General features: G+C 39.4%; 19 protein-coding genes, 1 tRNA gene and 1 riboswitch. Of the genes, 18 read left to right on the top strand and 2 right to left on the bottom strand.

From position 1 onward, the window contains the following. Nucleotides 1-45: 45 nt before the first annotated feature. Entirely contained in the window at nucleotides 46-708 is a 663-nt protein-coding gene (locus tag J3U69_RS05495) for a CPBP family intramembrane glutamic endopeptidase (protein ID WP_103752260.1), read from the top strand. Nucleotides 709-760: 52 nt separating this feature from the next. Here the strand turns inward: J3U69_RS05495 and J3U69_RS05500 are convergent. Both J3U69_RS05500 and J3U69_RS05505 read right to left on the bottom strand, forming a co-directional pair. Continuing rightward, a tRNA-Gly gene (locus J3U69_RS05500) sits at nucleotides 761-831 on the bottom strand. 98 nt (nucleotides 832-929) lie between these two features. Further along, nucleotides 930-1,535 carry an SOS response-associated peptidase family protein gene (locus J3U69_RS05505; protein ID WP_103752261.1) on the bottom strand — a complete coding sequence of 202 codons (606 nt, stop codon included), beginning with the start codon at nucleotides 1,533-1,535 and terminating at the stop codon, nucleotides 930-932. A gap of 96 nt (nucleotides 1,536-1,631) precedes the next feature. Here J3U69_RS05505 and trpS point away from each other — a divergent pair, with 96 nt between their 5' ends. The 17 genes from trpS to J3U69_RS05590 all read left to right on the top strand — a co-directional run bounded on the left by trpS (nucleotide 1,632) and on the right by J3U69_RS05590 (nucleotide 21,508). Further along, on the top strand, nucleotides 1,632-2,651 hold the full coding sequence (gene trpS, locus J3U69_RS05510) for a tryptophan--tRNA ligase (RefSeq protein ID WP_103752262.1): 1,020 nt from the start codon (nucleotides 1,632-1,634) through the stop codon (nucleotides 2,649-2,651). Nucleotides 2,652-2,655: 4 nt separating this feature from the next. Further along, nucleotides 2,656-3,135 carry a deoxycytidylate deaminase gene (locus tag J3U69_RS05515; protein WP_103752263.1) on the top strand — a complete coding sequence of 160 codons (480 nt, stop codon included), beginning with the start codon at nucleotides 2,656-2,658 and terminating at the stop codon, nucleotides 3,133-3,135. A gap of 40 nt (nucleotides 3,136-3,175) precedes the next feature. After that, the gene (locus tag J3U69_RS05520) at nucleotides 3,176-3,721 is read left to right on the top strand and encodes a TPM domain-containing protein (RefSeq protein ID WP_267413323.1); all 546 of its coding nucleotides are present in this window, start codon (nucleotides 3,176-3,178) and stop codon (nucleotides 3,719-3,721) included. 63 nt (nucleotides 3,722-3,784) lie between these two features. Beyond that, nucleotides 3,785-3,949: riboswitch (M-box (ykoK) riboswitch) on the top strand. A gap of 87 nt (nucleotides 3,950-4,036) precedes the next feature. After that, a complete protein-coding gene (gene mgtA / locus J3U69_RS05525) occupies nucleotides 4,037-6,730 on the top strand; it encodes a magnesium-translocating P-type ATPase (protein ID WP_374106523.1) in 2,694 nt (897 codons plus the stop codon). A 319-nt stretch (nucleotides 6,731-7,049) separates the two neighbouring features. Then, nucleotides 7,050-9,026: a methionine--tRNA ligase gene (gene metG / locus J3U69_RS05530; protein ID WP_267413325.1), complete on the top strand. Its 1,977-nt coding sequence runs from the start codon at nucleotides 7,050-7,052 to the stop codon at nucleotides 9,024-9,026. Further along, nucleotides 9,026-9,793: a TatD family hydrolase gene (locus J3U69_RS05535; RefSeq protein WP_267413326.1), complete on the top strand. Its 768-nt coding sequence runs from the start codon at nucleotides 9,026-9,028 to the stop codon at nucleotides 9,791-9,793. The genes metG and J3U69_RS05535 overlap by 1 nt, the downstream gene beginning before the upstream one ends. Then, complete coding sequence (gene rnmV, locus J3U69_RS05540) at nucleotides 9,780-10,352, top strand: ribonuclease M5 (RefSeq protein WP_267413328.1); 573 nt, start codon at nucleotides 9,780-9,782, stop codon at nucleotides 10,350-10,352. Before J3U69_RS05535 ends, rnmV begins: the two co-directional genes overlap by 14 nt. Then, nucleotides 10,345-11,232 (top strand): 16S rRNA (adenine(1518)-N(6)/adenine(1519)-N(6))-dimethyltransferase RsmA, encoded by an 888-nt coding sequence (gene rsmA, locus J3U69_RS05545; RefSeq protein ID WP_267413329.1) that lies wholly within the window; start codon nucleotides 10,345-10,347, stop codon nucleotides 11,230-11,232. Before rnmV ends, rsmA begins: the two co-directional genes overlap by 8 nt. Before the next feature lie 85 nt (nucleotides 11,233-11,317). Then, nucleotides 11,318-11,563, top strand: coding sequence for a Veg family protein (locus tag J3U69_RS05550; RefSeq protein WP_103752268.1), 246 nt, complete (start codon nucleotides 11,318-11,320; stop codon nucleotides 11,561-11,563). A gap of 119 nt (nucleotides 11,564-11,682) precedes the next feature. Further along, the gene (purR, locus tag J3U69_RS05555; RefSeq protein WP_103752269.1) at nucleotides 11,683-12,513 is read left to right on the top strand and encodes a pur operon repressor; all 831 of its coding nucleotides are present in this window, start codon (nucleotides 11,683-11,685) and stop codon (nucleotides 12,511-12,513) included. Between the two features lie 58 nt (nucleotides 12,514-12,571). After that, nucleotides 12,572-13,957: a bifunctional UDP-N-acetylglucosamine diphosphorylase/glucosamine-1-phosphate N-acetyltransferase GlmU gene (gene glmU / locus J3U69_RS05560; protein WP_103752270.1), complete on the top strand. Its 1,386-nt coding sequence runs from the start codon at nucleotides 12,572-12,574 to the stop codon at nucleotides 13,955-13,957. 96 nt (nucleotides 13,958-14,053) lie between these two features. Then, nucleotides 14,054-15,397 carry an MFS transporter gene (locus J3U69_RS05565; protein WP_220220170.1) on the top strand — a complete coding sequence of 448 codons (1,344 nt, stop codon included), beginning with the start codon at nucleotides 14,054-14,056 and terminating at the stop codon, nucleotides 15,395-15,397. A 182-nt stretch (nucleotides 15,398-15,579) separates the two neighbouring features. Further along, nucleotides 15,580-17,130, top strand: a complete 1,551-nt coding sequence (locus J3U69_RS05570; protein WP_267413330.1) for an SLAP domain-containing protein — start codon at nucleotides 15,580-15,582, stop codon at nucleotides 17,128-17,130. An 88-nt stretch (nucleotides 17,131-17,218) separates the two neighbouring features. Beyond that, a complete protein-coding gene (locus tag J3U69_RS05575) occupies nucleotides 17,219-17,611 on the top strand; it encodes a nuclear transport factor 2 family protein (protein ID WP_220268502.1) in 393 nt (130 codons plus the stop codon). Between the two features lie 189 nt (nucleotides 17,612-17,800). Further along, on the top strand, nucleotides 17,801-19,171 hold the full coding sequence (locus J3U69_RS05580) for a glycoside hydrolase family 1 protein (protein WP_267413331.1): 1,371 nt from the start codon (nucleotides 17,801-17,803) through the stop codon (nucleotides 19,169-19,171). Nucleotides 19,172-19,200: 29 nt separating this feature from the next. Next, nucleotides 19,201-20,184, top strand: a complete 984-nt coding sequence (locus tag J3U69_RS05585) for a LacI family DNA-binding transcriptional regulator (protein WP_267413332.1) — start codon at nucleotides 19,201-19,203, stop codon at nucleotides 20,182-20,184. Beyond that, nucleotides 20,177-21,508: an alpha-L-fucosidase gene (locus J3U69_RS05590; protein WP_267413334.1), complete on the top strand. Its 1,332-nt coding sequence runs from the start codon at nucleotides 20,177-20,179 to the stop codon at nucleotides 21,506-21,508. The genes J3U69_RS05585 and J3U69_RS05590 overlap by 8 nt, the downstream gene beginning before the upstream one ends. Nucleotides 21,509-21,572 lie beyond the last annotated feature (64 nt).

The following is a 21,572-nucleotide window of genomic DNA, read 5'->3' on the forward strand; positions in this document are numbered from 1 at the left end:
ATAATATGGAATTTGTAAGGTACATATAGGATAGAGGTAATTTTAGTGAATACACCAGCATCAAGAGAGGGCAACCTTATACGCTACATCGTTTATTTTATTGGTTATTTAATGGTTGCTGGCGTAATCAAGTTAGTTGCTAAAAATTCGCCAATCCATATCTGGGATCTGATTTTATTTGCAACAATTTCTTTGATGATATTACTATTTTTTATTTATCGGTTTAACCGTGAACAGCGCTTTTTTGACCGAAGTTTTTCTGGCTCCTGGCTTAGCAATTTTGGTCTGATTATCAGCTTAACGATAGTTGTGACCGCCTTGCGAATTTGTACTGCCTGGTTGCAGTCTTATGGCAAAATTAAATTCTATGGTTTTCAAATTGCTTATTTGCAGCATGAATCTGTCGCGACCTATTGGTTCCTAGTGGTAGCAGTTGGCTTGGTTTTGCCAATTTTGCAGGAATTTTTGACAACTGGCTTTTTATTTAATTATGCTTTCCGTAGTAATACGGTGGCAACAGCCATTTTAGGAATTATTACTTCTGGTATCTTATTTAGTCTGCTTAACTGGCAAAGCTCTGTCCCCTTGTTGGTGGTTAATGCACTATTTGGGGCGATTTTTGCTTGGTCGTACTTATATACGCAAACAATGTGGATGCCGGTCTATTTAGCGGCATTAAATGGCGTTATTTTACTAATTATGACCTAATTTATGAACAACAAAAAAGGCAATGATGTTTAAATCATTGCCTTTTAATTTAAGCGGATAGCGTGAATCGAACCCGCATCTTCAGCTTGGGAAGCTAACGTTCTACCATTAAACTATACCCGCATTACTGAATAAGTTTACCATTTTTTAGCGGTAAAACCAAGCTTTGTTTTTGGTCTAATGCAAGAAGTTAGCTTTAAGTGTAGTTGGGTAAGCAAAATTTACTTTCGGTTGGGGACTTTGGCGGAAGTTAAGCTTATTTGCTTGCGATCGACTAAGCTAGAAAAGTCCTGAAAAAGCCACTGGCGCAGTTCATTAGGTGCAATAATTAGCGGCATGCGGTCATGTACCGGCGCCATAACAGAATTTGGCTTAGTAGTTGCCATTGAAAAATAATCATTTTGATAAATCCCGGCGATTAAAGTTAATGGTTCATCTGGATTATGAAAGGTAAACCGTTCGTGATACTGGTGTTTGTTGGTGGCAGTGTAAGTTTTACGCCCAGATTCGAAGAACTGATTAGCAATGATGATGCACCTTGACTTAGCAAAGGAAGAATCCCACATCGACCGCTTTTTTTCGAAGAAGCGCTCAATGCGAGCGTTAAAAACAACCTTTTTATGGTCAAATGGACTGGGATAACCCCAGGTTTTAGGAACCAGCTCCAAGCGATTATCTTGATAAAGCAGCACTGGCGCAATCCCTTTAGGAAAAACGCTACAGTTTTCAGGAAAGTCAAATGATGGTTCTTCTAAAGGTAAATGAAGGTCACTAACTAAATACTTTTTGGTATCTGCCAAACTTGGCAGTTGAAATTGATTGCACATTTTATCCTCCATATTTAATCATTGCTTAATTTTTGGTAGAATTAACTGTAATTATCACATTAAAGCAGGTTTTATTTTTAGGAAAGGTTAAAGACAATGAATAAAAAAGTTATCCTTACAGGTGACCGCCCAACGGGAAAGTTGCACGTAGGTCATTATATTGGTTCGTTGAAAAACCGCGTGCTGCTACAAAATTCAGGTGAGTATCATCCGTATATTATGATTGCCGATACGCAGGCGTTAACTGATAACGCTCGTGATCCTGAAAAAATTCGGGCTAGTCTAATCCAAGTTGCCCTAGATTATCTGGCTGTGGGGATTAATCCTGAAATTTCAACTATTTTTGTTCAGTCTCAGATTTCTGCCTTATTCGAGCTTACTGCTTATTATATGGACTTAGTGACTGTTAGTCGCCTAGAACGCAACCCAACAGTTAAGGCCGAAATTAAGCAAAAAGGCTTTAACGATTCAATTCCAGTCGGATTTTTGAACTATCCAGTTTCACAAGCAGCCGATATAACTGCTTTTAAAGCAACACTTGTACCGGTGGGAGACGACCAAGAACCAATGCTTGAACAGGCACGAGAAATTGTCCGCACCTTTAATCGGGTATATCACTGCAATGTTTTGGTTGAACCGGAAGGTTACTTCCCAGAAAAAGGCCAGGGTCGATTGCCAGGGCTGGACGGCAATGCAAAAATGTCGAAATCTTTGGGTAATGCAATTTATTTATCGGATGACGCTGCAACAGTTCAGAAAAAAGTGATGTCGATGTATACTGATCCTGATCATATTCATGTCGAAGATCCAGGTAAGGTAGAAGGCAATACTGTATTTACTTATCTTGATATTTTTGATCCTGACAAGAATAAAGTAGCAGAATTGAAGGAAGAATACCAAAAAGGCGGCTTGGGTGACGTTAAAATTAAGCGCTATTTAAATACCGTCTTAGAAAATGAGCTAGAGCCAATTCGTCAGCGTCGCGCACGCTACGAGCAAAATCAGGATGAAGTTTACGAAATGCTGATCGAAGGCTCGAAAAAAGCTAATGAGGTTGCCAATCAGACTTTGGATGAAGTTCGTGATGCAATCGGTTTGAATTACTTTAAGAGGTAAAAAAATGCACAACCGGATTCCTTGGAAGCAGTATTTTATGATGCAGGCACTGGTAATTGCCCAGCGCTCAACTTGTGACCGTGCTCTTGTTGGCAGTGTTTTAGTCAAGGATAATCGGATTATCGGGACGGGTTATAACGGTTCGGTTACCGGCGAGCCCCATTGCGATGATGTCGGTCACCAGCTCGTTGATGGGCACTGCGTAAGAACGATTCATTCCGAGATGAATTCACTGATTCAATGTGCACGCAATGGTGTTTCAACTGATAACACAGAAATTTATGTAACACACTTTCCTTGCTATAATTGTGCTAAGGCTCTTGTTCAAGCGGGTATTAAACGAATCAATTATTATTTTGATTACCATGATAGTCCGCTGGCAATTGCACTATTTAAAGATTGTGGGGTTCCTTATGAACAAATTAAAATTGACCGTAAATATGTGGAGCAATTGGCACATAAATTGGAGGAAGCTGAGAATTAAGCTGACCTTGCTAACAGCTTTACTGGGCATTTTTTTTACGATGACTGCTTTTTCTAACCCATATGTTCACGATAATGGGCATTTATTAGAAAAGAAAACGAGTAAGCTGATTAAGGAAAAAAATGATCGCTACCTGCAAACAAGCGAGCAACCAGTAATCATTGTAAAAACGGTCAATCGGGTTGACCATTTAACACCCAAAAAGTTAAACAAATATAAGCGGACAGTTTTTATTGTTGTAGGTAGTGCCAATAAGAAACGTAATGTGCAAATCTATTCAAGTAAAGATTTGCACGGTGCTTTTACGGCTGATGTTAGGGGAACGATTATCCGCTCGCAGTCTAACCAATTGCGAAGTAATAATAAAAAAGAATTTAACCGTGGATTGCGCTTTGTCTTTCGTGCCTGTGCGACCACGATTGATCAGCGCTACCAGTACGCGTTAGATAAATATGATCTTTCAAGTGAAGAGCGTGCTCAACTGTCACATCCTCGTCGACTTGCCTTACCAATTGCACTTTGTCTAGTTTTAGTAATTGGCGGCTTAATGTACTTCTTTAGAAATAACCTGCATTTGAAAAAATAAGTAAAAAGGTTGACTTAATGCGCAGTTTTGTATTACACTCACAATGCAAATTAAATAAGTAAACAAATAAACTGTTAGGTGAGACTCCTACGTGAACATATGCTATCGCCCGGAAACATCCAGAGATGCCAACGAGTTAAATAGTTTCCGTCGACATAAGGCGGTAACCAGATAGCTAGCTATAGGCTTACGTTGCGTAGTGTTAAAACTGAACGACGAGTATAATGATACCTTGTTTAAAAGGGGGTCACCAGCGGCAGCTTAGGTGGGTCCCTTTTTAGTTTGTTTGCGTTTTTGGAAAAAGGGAGAGTGAGAATGATGCTGAGAAAACCAAGTGAGACAACCAGCAACAAAGATCTAGCATTGGTCAAAGCAATTGCTAATGAAGGCAGATCAGAGACCTTAGCAAGACTGCATGCTAGCAGTAATGGTTTATCCACAAGGCAGGCAGAAAAAAATCGCGCGGAATATGGGGCAAATACGATTGCGTCCAATAAGCATAATTCTAAGTTACGTTTCTTAGCGGAAGCATTTATTACGCCGTTTACATTAGTACTGCTGGTCTTAGCGACCCTGTCGCTATTTACGGATTATATCTTTGTTCCTGCTGGTGAAAAAGATTTAACAACTGTTGCCATTATGCTAATAATGGTATTCATTTCTGGGATTACAAGCTTTATTCAAAATGTCAGGTCTTCAAATGCGGTTGATTCATTATTGAAGATGGTTTCCGTAACAACTGACATTATCAGAGACGGTAAAGACCAGGAAATTGATACCAGTGAAGTGGTAGTAGGAGACGTCATTCGTCTGGCTGCTGGTGATATGGTGCCAGCAGATATGCGGCTGCTTTCAAGCAAAGACCTCTTTTGCTCCTCAAGTTCTCTTAACGGTGAATCTAATCCGGTTGAGAAAATTGCGACTAAAAAGCCCAAGATTGGTGCTGACCGTGACTATCTGGATTACCCTAATATTCTTTATGAGGGGACGACAATTGTTTCGGGTTCAGGCTTGGGTGTCGTGTTTGCGACGGGCGAACGAACCATGTTTGGTAAGCTTGCTCATGATATTTCACACCACGATGTTAAAAATACTGCCTTTGATGTTGGGATTAAAAATGTCTCCAAGCTGTTAATTATTATGACGGCAATTATTGCCCCGCTTGTTTTTATTATTAACGGTTTGACTAAAGGCGATTGGGTTAACGCACTGATTTTCTCAATTGCAACCGCTGTTGGTTTAACGCCAGAGATGCTGCCCGTTATTGTGACGACTAACCTTGTTAAGGGTTCAATCGAAATGTCGAAAAAGGGCACAATCGTCAAAAAGATGAATTCAATCCAAAACTTCGGTTCAGCTGATATCTTATGTACGGATAAAACTGGAACTTTGACGCAGGACAAAGTTGTTTTGGAGCGGCATTATGACTTAAATTTACACGAAAATTCCACTATTTTGGAACTGGGTTACCTCAATTCTTACTACCAAACGGGGATGAAAAATCTAATTGATAAGGCCATCATTGAAGCTGCTGGTGATGAGCTTGATATCAATGAAATTCAGCGTGATTATAACAAAATTGATGAGATTCCATTTGACTTCTCTCGTAGAAGAATGAGCGTTGTTGTGGAAAATTCTGACCGTGAGCACGGCGAACACCTACTTGTGACTAAAGGTGCGTCCGAGGAAATGATTGCTGTTTCCACTAAGATCGAGGTTGACGGACAGATTTTGCCATTAACACCTGAACGCAAGCAGAAAGTAATGGCAAAAGTCAATGACATGAATGATGACGGCTTACGGGTAATTATGCTTGCTTACAAGCGTAATCCTGCTCCAGTAGGCGAATTCTCGGTCAAAGATGAAAGCGACTTAATCCTTTGTGGTTTCTTAGCATTCCTTGATCCACCTAAGGAAAGTGCTAAAGATGCTTTGGCTAGACTTAAAAAGGATGGGATTACCGTTAAGATTTTAACTGGTGATAATGAAGCCGTTACAAGAACTGTGGGCCTGCAAGTTGGGCTCAATGTCGACACGGTTTATTCCGGAGCTGATTTAGAAGGCAAAAAGCCAGAAGAATTAGCTAAGATGGTAGAAGAATGCAATATCTTTGTTAAGTTATCGCCAGAAGATAAAACCAATATTATTAACTTACTCAAGCAAAATGGTCATACCGTCGGTTATATGGGAGACGGTATCAATGACGCGCCAGCAATGAAGGCCGCTGATGTATCGATTTCTGTGGATACTGCGGTGGATATTGCAAAGGAATCCGCTGATATTATTTTGCTGCATAAAGACTTAAATGTGCTGGAAACCGGAGTAAGAATCGGGCGCAAAGTATTTGGCAACACGATGAAATACATTAAGATAACTTTATCTTCCAATTTCGGTAATATTTTATCAATCATGGTGGCTTCGTCCTTCTTACCATTTTTGCCAATGTTGCCATTACAGTTACTAGTTTTAGATTTGCTTTACGGCACAAGCTGCTTGTCGTTACCATTTGATGACATGTCAAATGAATTTTTAAGTGAGCCGCGTAGTTGGTCGACGAAAAAATTGCCTAAATTTATGTTTTATTTTGGACCAACATCATCAATATTTGATATTTTGACTTTTGGCTTACTCTTCTTTGTGATTTGTCCACACCTTGTTGGTGGCAGCTATCAAACGCTTAATCCAGCACAGCAAGCTGCCTTTATTGCATTGTTCCACACTGGTTGGTTCATTGAATCACTGTGGACGCAAGAAATGGTTATTCATGCATTGCGGGACCCACGCTTGCCGTTTATTGGTCAACATGCTGCACCTGGCGTAACGCTAGCAACTTTTGGCGCCGGCGTCATTGGGACACTAATTCCGTTTTCATTTCTTGCAAATAAATTGGGCTTTGGCAAAATGCCCGTCAGCTTTATTTGGGTAGTTTTGGCAATTCTTGTTCTTTACATCCTGTTAACAACGATTGTTAAGCACTTCTACCTTAAAAACGAAAAGTTTTTAATCTAAGGTTATACTTGCCTAAAAAAGTCTGCTAAAAAGTATAAAAAAACCTTTAGTTACAGGGGATTTAATATTCAGTCCTACGTCTTAGTGGTAAAGAAGCGCACTTTTTAATTAAAGAATTTTCAGGTTATTTCTTAAAGCTGCGTCTTCCAAGCGCAGAGAGCTTGTTAGGACCAAGTACTAAGCAAAAGGGCAAAAAGCAGGCTATTTTAAGCAAATTACGTTATGAAATAGTAAAAAAGAGAACTCCGTAAGGAATTCTCTTTTTTATTGATGTAGTATAATATAATGAAATTAAACGAATCTTAAGGAGAAAATGAACATGGCTGATAAAAAAACTTTTTATATTACAACCCCAATCTACTATCCGTCTGGTCGTCTAACAATTGGTAATGCATACACAACAATTGCGGCTGATGTAATGGCACGCTACAAGCGTAGTCAGGGTTACGATACTTTCTTTTTAACTGGTACCGATGAACACGGCTTAAAAATTGAACAAAAAGCTGAAAAACAAGGTATTAAACCCCAAGAGTTTGTCGACAAGATGGTTAAAACATACAAAAAGTTATGGAAAAGCCTAGATATCTCATATGACAAATTTATTCGCACTACTGACGAAGAGCACGTTAAGGGTGTTCAAAAGATTTTTGAACAGCTTTTAAAGCAGGGTGATATTTATCTTGGTGAATACACTGGCTGGTATTCAGTTGAAGATGAAGAATACTTTACAGAATCGCAATTGGCCGAAGTCTATAAAGATGACACAGGCAATGTAATTGGTGGTAAGGCACCATCAGGCCATGAAGTGCAATTAGTTAAAGAGCCATCATATTTCTTCAAGATGAGCAAGTACGCTGATAGACTTTACCAGTATTATCAAGATCATCCTGATTTCATTTTGCCTCATTCACGTGAAAAGGAAATGGTTAATAACTTTATTAAACCAGGTCTTGAAGATCTTTCCGTCACGCGGACAACTGTTTCTTGGGGAATTCCTGTGCCAAGTGATCCTAAGCACGTGGTTTATGTTTGGATTGACGCGTTGTCCAACTATATTACTGCATTAGGGTATGGCTCTGATGACGATTCTTTATTTAAGAAATACTGGCCTGCTGATGTTCACCTTGTAGGTAAAGAGATTGTTCGCTTCCATACAATCTACTGGCCAATTATGTTGATGGCATTAGGATTGCCACTGCCAAAGCACATTATTGGTCATGGCTGGGTATTGATGAAAGACGGTAAAATGTCCAAGTCTAAGGGCAATGCCGTTTACCCAGAATCAATCATTAACCGTTATGGTGTTGACGCTTTGCGCTACTACTTAATGCGTGCATTGCCATTTGGTGCAGATGGTATTTTTACTCCAGAAGATTTCGTTGAGAGAGTTAACTATGATTTAGCTAATGATTTAGGCAACTTATTGAACAGAACGGTATCTATGATCAATCAGTATCAAGACGGCAAGGTTAGCCCAATTGCATCAGAGCAAGATGAATTAGGTCAAGATCTAATTAAAGTTGCTAACAACGTAATCACTGATTATCTGAAGAAAATGGATACACTTCACTTCACTCAAGCCATCGAAGATATCTGGCAACTAGTTAGTCGCGCTAATAAATATATTGATGAAACGATGCCTTGGGCCTTGAATAAAGAAGGTAAAAAGGACGATTTAGCGCGTGTAATGACCAACCTGGCTGAAAGCTTGCGGATTATTGCGTTATTAATTGCGCCAATTATGACTAGAACACCAGTAGAAATGTTTAAGCAACTTGGTCTGGACTGGAATAATGAGGACCAAAAGAAGCTTCACTTTGGCGATTTCGACTGGAATGTCCAAGTTACTGAAAAGCCAGAACCAATTTATCCACGCTTAAAGCCTGAAGAAGAAATTAAGTATATTCAAGATGAAATGGCAAAGGCTAAGCCAAAAAAGCAAAGCCGGAGTGAAAAAGAACAAGGACCAGAAATCACGATTGATGATTTTGATAAAGTTAAGATCCAAGTTGGTAAAATTTTAGCAGTTGAGCCAGTTCAAGGTTCAAGCAAATTGCTGCAATTCCAATTGGATTTTGGTAATGGTGATGAGCGGCAAATTCTGAGCGGTATTCGGAAATATTACCCTAATGCAAGTGAATTATTAGGTAAAAAAGTTCTGGCTGTGACTAATTTAAAGCCACGCAAGATGTTAGGTCATCTGAGCCAAGGAATGCTGCTTTCAAGCGAAAAGAATGGTCAAGTCAAATTGGCACTAGTTGGCGATGAACATGAAATTGGGGCAGATTTAGCTTAATGGAATTAATTGATAACCATATGCATTTGCAGGATGAGCCTTTTCGAGGAAAAGAAGAATTTTACCTTGATCGTGCGCAAAAGTTAGGTGTAACTAAACTAATTTGCGTCGGGCAAGATCCGGATTTTAATAAGCGTGCGATTGAACTCAGTCAGCGCTTTAGCCAAGTGTATGCAATGGTGGGGTACTGCCCCGATGTAGCTAAGGATTACAATCAAGAAGCTGAAGACCAATTAATCGAGCAGTTGCAAATACCTGGTGTTGTTGCAATGGGAGAAATCGGCCTTGATTATTATTGGGATGAGTCTCCGCGCCAAAAGCAACGTGAAGTGTTTGCCCGCCAGATTGAGGTTGCCCACGAATTGAAGAAGCCCGTGGACATCCATACAAGGGATGCGTTTGCTGATTGTTATGATATTTTAAAAAATAGCAATCTGGAATACGGTGCAGTTCTCCATAGCTTTAACGGCGATTCATCGTGGCTAGCAAAGTTTTTGGACTTAAATGTTTGTTTCTCATATTCGGGTGTTGTTTCGTTTACCAAGGCAACCGAGGTTCATGAGGCGGCCAAAAATACGCCGCTCGACCGTTTGCTAGTAGAAACCGATGCACCATTTCTAACGCCTAAGCCTTACCGTGGCCGTCAAAACGAGCCGGGTAATGTCTACTATGTAGCAAAAGCAATTGCTCAGCTTAAAAATATTTCGTTAGAAGAAGTTGCAGAAGCCACGTACACAAATACAATGAGGGTTTATGGTCTTAAATAAAAAACAATTTAATGCTGTTGTGGTCGTTGAGGGCAAAGATGATACGATTCGCTTAAACCAATTTTTTCCTGGGATCGAAACAATTGAAACCAACGGTTCAGATGTTCCGGAGGCGGTTTTAACAGAACTGAAGGAATTGGCTAAAAAGCGTGAAATTATTGTGCTAACTGACCCAGATCTCAACGGTGAACGAATTCGGCGGTTAGTGACAGAAGCTGTCCCTAATGCCAAGCAGGCGTTTATCACGCGCAAAGAAGGAGAACCGACTAAGCATGGTCGCGGTAGTTCATTGGGGGTAGAGCATGCTTCAAAACAAGCACTCGTGAAAGCCTTGCAGGACTTACATGAAAGCCAAGCTTTACCAAGTGACTTAACTAAAAGCGATTACCAGAGGCTGGGGCTGTCCAGCGGTGTAGATTCTCGCAAATTACGAGAGCAAGTCGGCATAAAATTGCGGGTTGGCTATGGCAATGCCAAGCAGTTTTATAAAAGGCTGCATACCTTTGGTGTGACACTTGCTGAGCTTGAGCAGGCAGTTAAGGAGGCAAAAAATGAATAATGAAATTCCAATTGGCTCATTTGTCAGGACTCAAGCAATTATTAACCGTTATTTCGTCCATGCAAAGAAAAATCTTGGTCAAAACTTTCTGGTTGATTTAGATGCTATTCAGGGCATTGTTCAAGCGGCTGAAATAAAACCTGATGACCAAGTAATTGAAATTGGACCAGGCATTGGTTCGTTGACGGAACAATTATTGTTAGCAGGCGCGAAAGTTTTTGCTTATGAAGTTGACGAGAGCTTGCCTGAAATTTTGCATAATGAGTTACCAGCCAAAGTTAATGGCGCATTGTTGCAGGACCGTTTCAAACTGTTATTAAAAGATATTTTGAAAGCAGATTTTGCTAAGGATCTAAGTGGCTTTTTTGATATGAATAAACCAATCAAAGTAGTCGCAAATTTACCGTACTATATAACAACTCCAATTATTTTCTTTTTAAATCAATCAGACTTAAACTTCACTAGTTTAACCTTAATGATGCAGCAGGAAGTAGCCGAGCGTCTTGGCGCTCAGCCCAATAGCAAGGAGTACGGACCACTAACAATTGCTGTTCAAACGCAGATGAGTGTTCGGAATGCTTTAACTGTTAAAAGCAGTTCGTTTATTCCACGTCCGAAGGTTGATTCCTGCGTTGTAGTGCTTAAGCCTTTAGCAGATAAGCCAGATGTTGGCGATGTTAAACACTTTAATTGGGTAGTAAAAATGTGTTTTGCTCAAAGACGAAAAACTTTAAACAATAACTTGAAAAATTTGGTATCTGATAGTGACGAACGTGCCCGAATTATTGCCGCTATCGGAGTAGAACCGCGCATCAGGCCCGAACAATTACAAATTGCCCAATTTATTCAATTGGCAAAGGAAATCCCGGCTGCTGGTTGATGAAAGCGACCTTGGGCTGCTCTTAAAAAGAATTGAAAAAATAATAATATTGTGGTAAAATAGGCTCCTAAAGGAGTTGTTATCAGTGCCAACATCTATTACTACCATAAAGCAGAAATTAGATTCACATTTAGGAGATTCTTTAACTGTTGTTGCAAGAGCAGGACGTAAGAAGGTTACCAAGAGACGCGGTGTATTAAAGGAAACATTTCCAGCAGTTTTTGTAGTCGATTTAGACCAAGATCAAAATAACTTTGAACATGTTTCCTACAGTTACACGGATTTGTTAACCAAAAATATTACATTAAAATTTGATGATTCAGCTGAATAAATCAAGTTAGGGTGAAAAAATAATTTTTTGGCATTAACATTGAAAAATGTTAGTGTCTTTTTTTGTGGTTCAGTGTATAGTAGAAACATGTAAAAAACAAACATTGGGGAGGAGATTTTATGAAACGTTCAGAGCGATTAGTTGACATGACTAAATATTTAATGGAGCGACCACACGACTTAATTCCATTACCGTTTTTTGCCAAACGTTATGGTGCCGCTAAATCATCCATTTCTGAAGACTTGGCAATTTTAAAGCATACTTTAGCTGATAACCAGGATGGAATCTTAGAAACTGTAGCAGGTGCTGCTGGTGGTGTCCGCTATGTTCCATTTTGGGGTAAAAAGCATGCGCAACATTACCTGCAGGATTTGGCAACGCGAATTGAGGATCCAGAACGTATTTTAGCTGGAGGCTTTGTTTATCTTTCTGATATTCTGGGCAATCCCCAAGACCTTGAAAAAATTGGCAAGCTGATTGCAACGCGTTACGCTTATGCCGATATAGATGTGGTGATGACAATTGAAACTAAAGGGATTTCACTTGCTCAGGCTGTCGCTCGTTATTTGAACGTTCCGTTTATTATTGCGCGTAAACGCTCGAAGGTGACAGAAGGGGCCACCGTTTCGGTTAATTATATTTCTTCTTCTCTGGATCGCGTGTCTAAAATGGAGTTGCCAACAAGGGTTTTGAAAGAAAACTCAAATGTTTTATTAGTCGATGACTTTATGATGGCTGGTGGTACGCTAACTGGAATGCAGCAACTAGTTAGAGAATTTAACAGTAATATTGCTGGTGTTTGTGTACTATGTGAAGCCGATTTTGAAGATGAAAAACTAATAGAGGGACATCTTTCTTTAGTTAAAATAAAGCGAGTTGACGGTAAAAAGAAAGTAATCCTGGCCGAACCGGGCACGCTTATAGCACATACGGACTTTAACCGCTTTTAGGATAAATGTTATACTAAAAAATAAAGAATTAATCTGAGAATAAAAGAGGCTAAAAGTAATGAAAAAGTTTGTAGTTGTTCTTGCAGCTGGTAAAGGTACAAGGATGAAGTCCCGCCTTTACAAAGTCTTGCACCAAGTATGTGGTAAATCAATGGTTGAACACGTTGTTCAAGCAGCCCAAGCGATTAAGCCTGACAAAATTGTGACGGTCGTTGGTAATGGTGCTCAGGAAGTTGAAAAAGTGCTTGCTGGCAAATCCGAATTCGCTTTACAGAAAAAGCAGTTGGGTACTGGTGACGCCGTTTTAACTGCCGAAAAAGAACTGGCTGATAAAGATGGCGCTACTCTGGTAATTACGGGAGATACTCCGCTTTTTACCAGTGAAACCTTCCAAAAACTATTTGATTACCATCAGAACAAGGGTAATGCAGCTACAGTTTTAACAGCTCAGGCTCCTGATCCTTATGGCTATGGACGAATTATCCGTGATGATCAAGATAACGTGCTGCGAATTGTTGAGCAAAAAGATGGTAGCCCCGAAGATTTAAAGATCAAGGAGATTAACACTGGTGTTTTTTGTTTTGACAATAAACTACTTTTTGATGCGTTAAAGCATGTCAATAATCAGAATGCTCAGGGTGAATACTACCTGACTGATGTCTTGGAAATCTTGCGTAATGCCGGCCAAAGAATTGGTGCCTACAGGATGCGTGACTTTAGTGAAAGTATTGGTGTCAACGATCGGATTGCGCTGGCTCAAGCTACTAAAATTATGCAAAAGCGGATTAATCAAATGCACATGGAAAACGGTGTAACGTTTATTGATCCGGATACTGCTTATATTGATGCAGATGTTAAAATCGCTTGTGATACTGTCATTGAAGGTAATGTGGTTATCAAGGGCAATTCAGAAATTGGCAGTGACTGTCTGATTACTTCTGGTTCAAGAATCATTGATTCTAAGATTGGCGATCATGTTACTGTAACTTCATCAACGATTGAGAATTCGGAAATGGCTGCTCATACTGATATCGGACCAAATTCTCATTTACGACCAAATTCACTTATTTGCAAGGGAGCACACATTGGCAACTTTGTGGAAATTAAAAATGCTGAAATTGGTGAAAACTCGAAGGTTGGTCATTTAACATATGTTGGCGACGCAACTTTGGGTAAAGACATTAATGTTGGCTGCGGTACGATTTTTGCCAATTACGATGGTGTTAAAAAGGACCATATTAATGTTGGTGACCGAGCATTTATCGGCTCAGGCTCAACTTTGATTGCGCCAGTAAATATTGCTGATCACGCTTTTGTAGCTGCGGATTCAACGATTACTAAGGATGTTAACAAGTATGACATGGCGATTGCTCGCGGTCGTCAAGTTAACAAAGCAGATTATTGGCACAAATTACCGTTGGCCGATGATCCAAATTGGAAATAACTATAATAGTTAAAGCTTTAGCAAAATTGCTAAAGCTTTTTTAGTTTTTTAAAATTTCTAAGAAAGTGCTATCATGAATAAAAAGGGAGTGAAAAAATGTTTAAATGGATCTTAAAACAACCTGACTCACAGAAAATTGTGCCACCTGAAAAGGTCGCAAGTACGTATAAGTGGCGGCAATTTGGCGTGCTGCTCGCAACTTGTATTGGCTACATTGGTTATTACATTATTCGTTTAGTATTTACAACCGAGCAAAATGATATTATGAAGGCCTATCATTTTTCCACGGCTAACATTGGCTTGATTTTATCCTGCTTTGGCATTGGCTACGGTGTGGCTAAGTTATTCATGGGCGTTTTTGCTGATAAATGTGATTCCAACCGCTACCTGATGGCAGGCCTGTTTTTGTCGGCAGTATTAAATATTTTCTTGGGCTCAACCAAAAACTTATATTTAATGATGCTCTTAATGTTTTTAATGGCCGTAACCCAAGGAATGGGTGCAGCGGCTTGTCAAAAAATGATTCAGCTTTGGTGGGGACCAAGAATGCGGGGCACAATGTATTCGATCTGGTCTTCTGCCCACAATGCCGGTTCATTTATCTGCGTTGCCATAGTACAACTAGCGGTCTTTCTTTTTTCTGGCTCGATTCCCGCAGTTTTCTACACCGCCTCGGTTATTTCATTCATAATTTGCATCTTGATCTTGCTATTAGGAGCTGATCGGCCAAAGGTAGTGGGCTTGCCAGATATTTCAACTTATACCGGTGACAAAGTCATCCTTGATAATGGCCAAGTTTCTACCTCCGATCAAACAGATTTAAGCATCACGCAAATTTTTATTAAATACATTTTGAAAAATAAGCTTGTTTGGGCGGTAACCTTAACATCAATGTCTTTATACCTTGTACGCTATGGTATTCAAAGCTGGATTCCTTCTTATTTAGTTCAAAATAAGGGTTTTGATCCAGCAGCAGCCAAATGGGTAATTGGTATTTTTGAATTAGCTTCTGTGCCAGGCGTAATTATCATTGGTGCAATTTCTGACGCTTTAAAGGGTCGGCGGGCCACAGTTTCAATTGTCTGCGTAATTGGAATGCTGCTTTGTTTAACCTGCTACTTTTTCAGTAGCAATCACACTGTAATTATTATTGCCCTAATTATTATGGGTAACTTGATTTATGCCCCGCTGACGCTTGTTGGCTTAATGATCAATGAAGTTGTGCCAAAGTTTGCCGTTGGTGCTTCGACGGGATTTATGGGCTTTTTCCAGTACATTTTTGGCGAGACATTGGCGACAGCATTAATTGGTATTTTAGTTGATCATTTTGGCTGGATTGCCAGCAATACCGTGCTTTACGGTGCATCAATAGTAGCAGTCCTGTTTTTGCTTTATACTGCAATTAGTGAGCGGCAAATGCGTAAAAAAGCTGCTGAATAGTTTGTTCTTTTAGCAAAGTAAAGTATAATTATTACAAAAATTGGCGCAATAACTTTTGTTTTTAGTATTTAATTAAGAGTATTAAGAAAAGTTAAGTTATTACCAACTTGATTTATAAAATCTCTTTTTTAGTATACAATTACTGTATTGAGATTGTTTTTTAAAACGAGGTAGATAAATAGATGAAACTAAGTCATAAGTTAATGATGGTATCGACTGCTGCACTGATTGGTGTTAGTCCAGTAATAAGTACTAGTCAAGCTGTAACTGTACAAGCTGCCAAAAAGGCAACGGCTAAGAAGAAAACTTCGAAAAAAGGCACAATTAAGTTAAGTCATAATGCATATGTTTATGACAAGGATGGAAAGCGCCTGAAGACTTACATGGGCAGTGCCAAGAATACTAAAATTGTTAAGGGCATTACCTTGAATTACCGTTCAAAGGTTACAATTTCTGGCAAGGACTACTATGACATTGGTAATGGTGCTTTTGTAAAAGCTGCTAACGTTGGCTATGTTGACGGCAAGAAAGTTGGTAAAACAACTCCAGCAGCAAATACAGCTGTAACAGGCAAGATTAAGCACAATGCTTATATCTATGATGCTAAGGGTAAGACCAATAAAAAGAAGATCAAGAAGGGTCAAACCGTAAGCTTTGACCAATCAATTCATATTGGCAAAAAGCTGTACTACAGAATTAGTGGTCAAGATAATCAATTTATCAAGGCAGCTAATGTTGGCAAGCTTTCTGGTAAGTTAAAGCCTGCTGATACTGATAACACACCAAGTGACAATCAAAATGACCCAACTGTTATTACATTGAGCCACAATGCCTACATCTATGATGGTGAAGGCCATTCAACTAAGAAATTGCTTAGAACTGGTCAACAAATTCAAGTTGATAAATTGCAATACATCGGAAGTAAATTATACTACCGGATTAGCGACAGCAATTATCCTGGTACTGATCAATGGGTTAAGAAGAATAATGTAGGTGTAATTACCGGTAAGCAATTAAAACCAGCAAATTCTAAGCCAGAACAAGATCCTAACTCTACTCTTGTAACTCTTGCTCGTGATGCTAATGTATACAACGATAAAGGTGTTCTTCAAACTACCAAGACGTTTGCTAAGGGTCACACTGCTCGGGTAAGCGAACTGCGTTATATTTGGGTTGAAGCTGAAAATAAAGCTGTCTTATTCTACAAGCTGCAAAGCGATAAGAATGGCTTCATTAAAGAAGACGATGTCAGCACAATCAGTGGTCAAAAACTGACGCCAGTTAATACACCGGAATCAGCTAAAAACGCCACTGTAAATGCTGCTGCCTCCGATAAGAAGGCTTTGCAAGATCTTTTAAACCAAGATGCAACGGTTAAGGCAAGTGACGCTTACAAGCTTTCAGCTAAGTCACTTCGTGATGCTTACGATGCTGCAATTACCACTGGTAACCAAATTAATTCAGCTGGTTCAACTATTGCGCAAGTTAATGATGCGGTAAGTAAAATTAATACTGCAAAAGCAGCTCTTAACGGTAAAAAAGTTGTAGTTGCTGATTTAAAGAACTTAACTAGTACTGAAGCTGACCAAATTGTGCAATTAATTGCAACTGTTAATGGGGTAGACAAGAGTGCTATTCAGTTTAGTAACAACAATACAGTTTTAACAATTACTAGTGCAAATGGGTTCCAACAAGTTTTGAACATATCTGATTACGCAACTACTAACAAGTAGTCACGTAAAAAATAGAAGGCGACGCCGAATAGGTGCCGCCTTTTTTTCTAAGGTAAATTGCAGTAGTAAATAAAAAAGGATATGCACTATGACTAAAGAGCAGATTGTGAATGCAAAGGAGCAAATTATCAGAGATTATTTTGATTCCTGGGTTAAGAAAGATTTTTCCAAGCTTGATCAATGGTTTGAACAAGACATGTTCTACCGTGAGTGTTACGGAGCTACTTACCAAGGTCTAGCTGAACTTAAAGCATATATTAAAGTGGCGGCCCAGAAACAGACGGTCTTAAAGTGGACAATTTTTAAGATCGAACAAACCACCTCGGGTCAATTTGTTGTTACGTGGTTTTTCCAAGCAAGAGAGGAAAAGGAATACTGTTTTGATGGTGTGTCCCTGATCGATTTTTCTGGACTAAAGATCAAAAGGGTAGTGGAATATTCAACTGAACACAAAACTTATCGACCTTATCAAACCGAATAACAAAGAAAAGCATCCCTAAAATAAATTCGATTATGGATTGGGATGCTTTTTGCTATCTTTGGCTAGGTAATAACTTCTAGGAGCGGATAGATAACCATAAATCATTTGCTTGAGCTTTACAACTATAACACGCTTTATTATAATAGTATTGAAACGTTTCAATTTTAACTTAATGAGGTAAAAATAGATATGCAAGCACTACCTAAGAACTTTTTATGGGGCAATTCAACTTCAAGTATGCAGACTGAAGGTGGCGTTCATGAGGGCGGAAAAGGTCCGTCTGTTTATGATACTTACCGCAATAATGATGGTTCTTCAGTCTGGGATGATGCAATTGATGAGTACCACCGTTATGCGGAAGATCTAGATTTGATGGCTAAGCAGGGAATTAATTGCTATCGTTTTCAGATTTCTTGGAGTAGGGTAAACCCAAAAGGAGATGGGGACTTTAACCAAGATGGAATCGACTTTTATTCAAAATTGATTGATGAGTTATTAAAGCGCCAAATTGAGCCTATGATTTGTCTATATCATTTTGACATGCCGTTAAATTTAGCGCAAAAGTATAATGGCTTCTTAGATCGGCACGTGGTTGATGCCTTTGTCCGTTATGGCAAAAAAATGATTGATTTATTTGGTAAGCGGGTAAAATATTGGCTTACCTTTAATGAGCAAAATCTTTACTTCATGCCAGGAGCATATAAAATTGCTGGCTGTCTTAAGGGCAAGGAAACACTGGGTGGTATTTATACCATTAGTCATCACGTGATGCTGGCACACGCGCGGATTGCCAATTATTTGCATGAAAAAACCGATTGTCAAATTGGTGGCATGCTTGCATATAGCGAGGTTTATCCTGTTTCATCGCTGCCTAAGGACATTCAATATGCTCGCCAAATTGATGAATTTTTAAATAAAAATTTGCTTGATGCATTTGTTTACGGTCATTATTCAACAGAAGTCGTGCATTTTGCTCAAAAACACGATTTGACCAAGGACGTTTTTCCAGAAGATCTGGAAGAAATAAGTCATTTACGCAGTGATTACTTTGCCTTTAGTTATTATCAAAGTGCAACAATTAGTAGTACTCTGGTTCCGGAAAATACGGCACCAAACTACTATCTTAAATTTGGTGGTAAGGAAAATCCCTTTCTGCCTGTAAATGAATGGGGTTGGTCGATTGATCCAAGCGGCTTCAGGGATATTTTAACCAAAACCTATAATCAATATCATTTGCCATTATTTCCAATTGAAAATGGCATTGGCATTCGTGATAAATATCAGGGTGAGCAAATTAGTGATGACGATAGGATCAGCTATCACCGAGAGCATTTAAAGGCATTGAAACAAGCAAAATTTGCTGATGGCGTCGAAATTATCGGTTACTTAGTCTGGGGCTTAATTGATATTCCCAGCTCTAGCGGAGACATGGATAAGCGTTATGGGATGATTTATGTTAACCGTACTAATCACGAACTGCTCGATCTCAAGCGGATTCCGAAGAAAAGTTACTGGTGGTTTCAAAAAGTAATTAAGTCTAATGGAGCTGAGCTAGATTAAAAATAAACAAACTGGAAGAGAGAACTAAAATGGTCACAATTAAGGATATTGCAACTCAAGCCGGTGTTTCGGTGGGGTCAGTTTCACGCTACTTGAATGGTTATCGCTTAAAGCAGGGAAACGAAGAGAAAGTAAAAAAAGCAATTCAGGATTTGAACTATATCCCCAACCAAACCGCCAAGTCTTTAAAAATGAATAAATCGTCTTCAATTGGCATCCTTGTTGATAACATGGATAACTTTTATAGTGCCCAGTTATTAGCGAAGTTGGAACAGTTATTCGACCGGGCAGGTTATTTTTTGCTTTTGACGAGTCACCGTAACAGTGAAAAAACTTTTAATTATAAGCTGCACAAACTAATCGAGAGATCGGTTGACGCTTTAATTATTTTAAAAGCTGAGAGTGAATGGCAGTCTTTTCAAGAAATCGGCAATCTGAATGTACCGGTAATTTCGGTAGAGGCATCGCTTGCCAATGAAAGTGTTCCGGAAATATTAACCGCCGACATGTGTGCCGCCGAACAAGTCGTCAAGCAATTGCTACTGAAACGTAAAAAAACGGCCTTTATCATTCCAACTGAAAGTGACTATGTTCTTCAGCAAAGATTGGCAGGCGTTAATGCGGCCTTTGACGACGTTCAGGAGAAGTTACCGCCTGATTATGTTAAATACGTCAATTATGGCACTACCGAGGCATATGATGCAGTTACCGAGCTCATCGAGAAGGAATTTGATGCCATTTTTGTAACCAATTATACGAATGCAATTCAAGTAGTTCAAAGCATTAAAGATGCGAAAAAAATAGTTGGTAAAGATATTGCTGTTGCTGGGTTCGGATATTCGCACTTTTTGCTTAATATGAGATTGCCGGTAACTTTGATCAAACAGCCGGTGGATATGGTGGCTGAAAAAGTGGCGGAAGTAACCTTAAAGTTGCTTGATCACCAAGCGGTTCAACATCAAACATTTATTCAGGACCAGATTTTCTGGCAAAAGGAGTTATCGGGTGAATAAGCAAAATAATGACAGACTAGATATTGTCGAAAGTCAGGCAGCCGAGCAAGAGCGTTATCAGGACTTACCGGAAGCAATTAAAAACAAATTAGCCTGGTTTCAGGATCAAAAATTAGGAGTTATTTTTCATTGGGGCTTGTATTCACAAGCAGGAATTGTGGAATCATGGCAATTATCCAAAGAAGATGATTGGGCGCGAAAGCACAGTGCCTGGCGCAGTGATTTAGCAACTTTGCGCCGCGATTACTGGAACTTGGAACGGCAATTTAATCCCGTTAACTTTAACCCAGAAAGTTGGGCTAAGGCGGCTAAAAATGCTGGGTTCAAGTACATGATTTTTACGACTAAGCACCATGATGGCTTTAATATGTATGATACAAAATATAGTAATTACAAGATTACTGATGCAAATTGTGCTTTCCATACTAGCGCTCATGCGGATGTTTTAAAAGATATCAACAATGCTTTCCGGCATGAAGGGATTGCAACGGGAGCCTATTATTCAAAAGCAGATTGGCATAGTTCGGCTTACTGGGAGCCTAATTCTGATCCCAAGGGACGCTATGCTAGTTATGATCCGCAAGAAAAGCCGCAGTTATGGCACCAATTTCAAACTTATGTCGAAAATCAACTAGTGGAAATCTGTCAAAATTACGGACCGATTGATATTCTCTGGCTTGATGCGGGTTGGGTGAATAGCATGCACCATGAAAACTTGCCGATGGCAGAAATTGCTCATAAAATCTGGAAGATTAAGCCTGATACTTTGATCGTAGATAGAACAATTGGCGGATTATACGAAAACTATGTAACACCAGAACGGAAGATTCCTGCCATTCCACCTAAAAAAGTGTGGGAAAGCAATATCACATTAGCCAAGAACTGGGGCTATGTTCCCAATGATCAATATAAGAGTTTTCCAGAAATTCTGAGTAATATTGTTGCAATCATTACTTTGGGTGGCAATGTTATTTTAGGCGTCGGGCCCAAGCCCGATGGGACATTGCCACAACAAGCACTAACATTAATGGCGCAGTTAGGTGATTGGCTTAAGATTTTTGGCGACGCGGTTTATGGGACGCGGGGATGTCCCGAGGCTGTCAGCAAGAACTTGCGGCTAACGAAAAAGGGTAAAACTTACTATCTCTTTTTTGCTAAGGAGGAAAGCGGCCAAGCGAAAAATCTTTGTGCACTACCTTTGAAAAATAGTAAAGTAGTAGATCTTGAAAGTAATAAAACGGTGGCGGTAACCAATAATATGGTTGTTCTGCCAGTTACAGCTTACCCCTATGGTGTGTTAAAGATTACCGCAGAAAGCAACTAGCCCCAGATTAGAAGCTCTGTTGAGCTTCTTTTTTTGGTATCGTGCTTAAGAATAAGTCACTCTT

This window comes from Lactobacillus sp. B4026 (genome assembly GCF_026535825.1).
GTDB lineage: Bacteria > Bacillota > Bacilli > Lactobacillales > Lactobacillaceae > Lactobacillus > Lactobacillus panisapium.

Coding starts and splice junctions, on each gene's coding strand:
- rnmV (WP_267413328.1), top strand. CDS start 9,780: ATGGTCTTAAATAAAAAACAATTTAATGCTGTTGTGGTCGTTGAGGGC.
- glmU (WP_103752270.1), top strand. CDS start 12,572: ATGAAAAAGTTTGTAGTTGTTCTTGCAGCTGGTAAAGGTACAAGGATG.
- J3U69_RS05580 (WP_267413331.1), top strand. CDS start 17,801: ATGCAAGCACTACCTAAGAACTTTTTATGGGGCAATTCAACTTCAAGT.
- purR (WP_103752269.1), top strand. CDS start 11,683: ATGAAACGTTCAGAGCGATTAGTTGACATGACTAAATATTTAATGGAG.
- J3U69_RS05520 (WP_267413323.1), top strand. CDS start 3,176: ATGACTGCTTTTTCTAACCCATATGTTCACGATAATGGGCATTTATTA.
- J3U69_RS05515 (WP_103752263.1), top strand. CDS start 2,656: ATGCACAACCGGATTCCTTGGAAGCAGTATTTTATGATGCAGGCACTG.
- J3U69_RS05570 (WP_267413330.1), top strand. CDS start 15,580: ATGAAACTAAGTCATAAGTTAATGATGGTATCGACTGCTGCACTGATT.
- rsmA (WP_267413329.1), top strand. CDS start 10,345: ATGAATAATGAAATTCCAATTGGCTCATTTGTCAGGACTCAAGCAATT.
- mgtA (WP_374106523.1), top strand. CDS start 4,037: ATGATGCTGAGAAAACCAAGTGAGACAACCAGCAACAAAGATCTAGCA.
- J3U69_RS05535 (WP_267413326.1), top strand. CDS start 9,026: ATGGAATTAATTGATAACCATATGCATTTGCAGGATGAGCCTTTTCGA.
- J3U69_RS05575 (WP_220268502.1), top strand. CDS start 17,219: ATGACTAAAGAGCAGATTGTGAATGCAAAGGAGCAAATTATCAGAGAT.
- metG (WP_267413325.1), top strand. CDS start 7,050: ATGGCTGATAAAAAAACTTTTTATATTACAACCCCAATCTACTATCCG.
- trpS (WP_103752262.1), top strand. CDS start 1,632: ATGAATAAAAAAGTTATCCTTACAGGTGACCGCCCAACGGGAAAGTTG.
- J3U69_RS05505 (WP_103752261.1), bottom strand. CDS start 1,535: ATGTGCAATCAATTTCAACTGCCAAGTTTGGCAGATACCAAAAAGTAT.
- J3U69_RS05565 (WP_220220170.1), top strand. CDS start 14,054: ATGTTTAAATGGATCTTAAAACAACCTGACTCACAGAAAATTGTGCCA.
- J3U69_RS05585 (WP_267413332.1), top strand. CDS start 19,201: ATGGTCACAATTAAGGATATTGCAACTCAAGCCGGTGTTTCGGTGGGG.